The sequence below is a fragment of the Nostoc sp. CHAB 5836 genome, from assembly GCF_020829445.1.
Taxonomy (GTDB): Bacteria; Cyanobacteriota; Cyanobacteriia; order Cyanobacteriales; family Nostocaceae; genus Nostoc.
The window spans coordinates 1-2921 of the sequence record NZ_JAIVFV010000349.1 but is presented as its reverse complement, the minus strand read 5'-3'; the positions used below and the strand labels follow the sequence as shown (position 1 = coordinate 2921).

The window sequence follows — 2921 nt, the reverse complement described above, 5'->3', positions numbered from 1 at the left end:
GATTGAGGGCAGTGTTGATCGATTTGATGGCTGGGGTTGAGATTAAAGGCGACGAGGCGATGATTCAGGCTTTGGCTGACAACTCCTTACGCAACGCATCTCACGTTAAGGGGATCCTCAATCTGACCATCCCGCTATCGGAGTCTCCGATGTGGATTTTGGGACAGTATCTGGAGCAACTGGGTTTATCTACTGAGTCTCGCCGACCACTCGAAGATGGTCAACGGGTTCGGTATTATCGGCTCAGTACGGAGGATGTCGAGTTTGCTCAGAAGGTGCTGGATTATCGGCTTCGTCACAGGGAAGAGAGGGAAAGGAAACGCCAGCAGGAACAAGAACTCCAGGCGGCTCATGCAGCTAGAATGCAAGCTCAGTACGGGATTAACCCGCCGTCCACACCCCCCCTTAATAAAGATGGAAGTAATAATCGGGGGGGGTGTGGACACAGAGGTATCACTCAGTGATTCTTGGTGGGAGCGGGTTAAATATTATGCTCGGCTGGCAATTGAGCGGGTGGAGTTAGGGGTTGACAAGGTTAAAGAATTACTCAGTACACTAACGATTGATGAGCGTTGTGGGGTGATGCTGGAGTTTGAAGACGCAAGCCCTGATAAATTTGCCCAACTGGTGGCAGATGCGCCACAGTGGACTGAATGGATGGGGTGAGAAAGTCGGGCTTACTATTAACCACTTTCGTTGTTAGGTTAAAAATACTACTTGGTTTCACGGGAATCGCACCGTACTGGTTGGCGAGACCAGAAGTGTTGCCTCATAGGTGAGGCGTTTTGTCACGGATACTTAAATAATCTCTATTGCCTTTTGATAAGGAAGAATATTTCAATTTTTTTGACCCACTAGGTGCGAGATTTTAAACCAATATTCATCACCCATTCCTACAGAATTACCTTTCCTGTATTCTGACCACTTTTTTAATTCAAAATTCAAAATTCAAAATTCAAAATTTCAGAAATAATTTTGAATTGATTTGACTTGAGGCATGGGGTATTCTGACTCCTTCTCAAAGAAAATTCTTGCTAATCAGTATTTTACATAAATTTTACAAAAACTACTGATATAATATTTTTTCGTAGGAAGTTTTTATCATTGTATAGCAACTATCTCAGCATTTTTAGCTTCCAAAAATGTAGCCAGCAATATTTTATACCTATAATTTGTTGATTAGTTAATCCTACGAGGGAAATACATTGAATCTCCAGGTAGCCTTCTAGCAGCTACTTCCTCTCGGTTGTACTCTAGAATTTCTTCTAATCGCTCCCCGAACTTTTGGTTGTATTCTTCTTCCGTCCGTTTAAATAAAAATGCTGTATCTGCTCGTCTTTCAATAGATTCCATTAGAGATGCTTGAATCAGAGCTTGTGCTATCTCATTACCTTTGACAGCACGATAAAGCCAATAGGATGTAGCTAGTTCTATTGGTATGGGCTTTACATGCCCTCCATATCCCTCTACAGCTATCATCGGTTCTTGTAACGATGCTCTATTCTTATAGGGCAGTGCTTGTGCTGATTGACCCTCTAGAAAACGCAACAAGTCATTGCTGGGTCTTTTGATAGCATCCGTGACTGATTCGATGTATAGTTTATAGCTGCCATCTGGCATTTGATAAACATCAAGTGGAATTTTCCCCAAATAAATTGTTGCCTTCACAGCTTTTTGGGTTTCGCTATGCGCTGTCATGTAGATATATGTTGTCAAAAGTACTTCTACTATTTTGCCCAAAAATCAGCTTTTTGTATCAATAAACGCTAATTTTATTCCTTTGCATTACAAAAATACTATAATTTTCAAAAGTAATTTTGCACATATATGGTGAAGGCATTGTAAGGTGGGATGACTGTTCATGTCATCAACTTTGTATTACGGGAGCAACAACCAAGGACAGCGATCGCCTTTTGTAGTTAGGGAAAGTTGCTCTAAGTTAAGCTATGCAAGGATTATTTAGAAAATCAAGAAGAGGCAGAAGAATGGGAATCAAATTAAGCCAACAGCAACTTGAATTTTTGATAATTGTAGATATGCAGGATGATTGGCATCCAGCCTACTTTCTTGAAAAAGTTACAGAGTATTATACAAATATTAACGAAAAGCCTTTCAACAGACCGGAATTTGAAAACATGATGCGAGAGTTAAAAGCGCTCACAACAGAAAGAGTCGCTAACCTTCAAAAAGCACTGTGCGCTTTTGGAAATATCTGATTTTGAAGTAGAGAGAAAATGCGTAAATTTGGCTAGTTTGGTAGCTTATTCTGGGTGAAGAAAGAGAATAATTAAAGTTATAGCAGCGTAACATAGAAAATTCACCTCCCAAGAAACAAACCATGCCCAAGACCTGGAACATAAAGACAGACAACTATTTTCAACCCAATCCCAACTGCATCATCGCCACCGCCCATGTAGACAGCTTCCCCACAGACCTCCCCCTAGAACCCAACATCCGGGAACCGAACCGTAAAACCGCCACCTACAGACAAATCTTCGACTCCCTGACGACGCAGCAAGAAAAATTCTTCTCCCGTCACAGTGGAATAACCCTGTGTGCAAACTCCTGCAAACTCAACAAAACTTTACTCGAACTACAAATTTTAGAAGCCTCAGAGGGGGGAAGTGATGGGATTATCAACGGCGGTCACACAATTTTAGCAATTGAGCAAGCGAAAAAATACAAGTACGACCTAAGCCTTGCCAGAGTCCAAGTTAAGATTCACATCGGACTCTCAAAAGACGAGGCCCTAGACATCGCCCTGGCTTCCAATACCACAACCCCAGTAGATTCCCGCTCCAAAATCAACGCCAGGGGTGATTACAAATTCATCAAGGAGGATTTAGCCGACTTAGAAGCCAAAGAAAACACAAAATTCCGCATTGCCTATTACCAGAATCAAAGCGGCGCTCCCAGAAACG

At 41.9% G+C, this 2921-nt stretch carries 4 protein-coding genes and 1 pseudogene; 4 read left to right on the top strand and 1 reads right to left on the bottom strand.

What is annotated here, in order from left to right; genetic code table 11:
* Together LC605_RS32220 and LC605_RS32215 are read left to right on the top strand one after the other, a co-directional pair.
* Positions 1-464, top strand: a pseudogene (locus LC605_RS32220) (bifunctional DNA primase/helicase); the annotation flags it as partial.
* Positions 439-666: a hypothetical protein gene (locus tag LC605_RS32215; RefSeq protein ID WP_229551434.1), complete on the top strand. Its 228-nt coding sequence runs from the start codon at positions 439-441 to the stop codon at positions 664-666. The pseudogene LC605_RS32220 and the gene LC605_RS32215, both read left to right, overlap by 26 nt.
* Positions 667-1179: 513 nt before the next feature.
* On the opposite strand, the gene LC605_RS32210 is transcribed toward LC605_RS32215, so the two are convergent.
* Positions 1180-1698, bottom strand: coding sequence for a hypothetical protein (locus LC605_RS32210; RefSeq protein ID WP_229551433.1), 519 nt, complete (start codon positions 1696-1698; stop codon positions 1180-1182).
* Between the two features lie 248 nt (positions 1699-1946).
* Between LC605_RS32210 and LC605_RS32205 the strand changes: the two genes are divergently transcribed.
* Positions 1947-2216 (top strand): hypothetical protein, encoded by a 270-nt coding sequence (locus tag LC605_RS32205; protein WP_229551432.1) that lies wholly within the window; start codon positions 1947-1949, stop codon positions 2214-2216.
* Between the two features lie 122 nt (positions 2217-2338).
* Positions 2339-2921, top strand: a 583-nt coding sequence (locus LC605_RS32200) for an AIPR family protein (RefSeq protein WP_229551431.1), incomplete at its 3' end; no start/stop codon positions are given.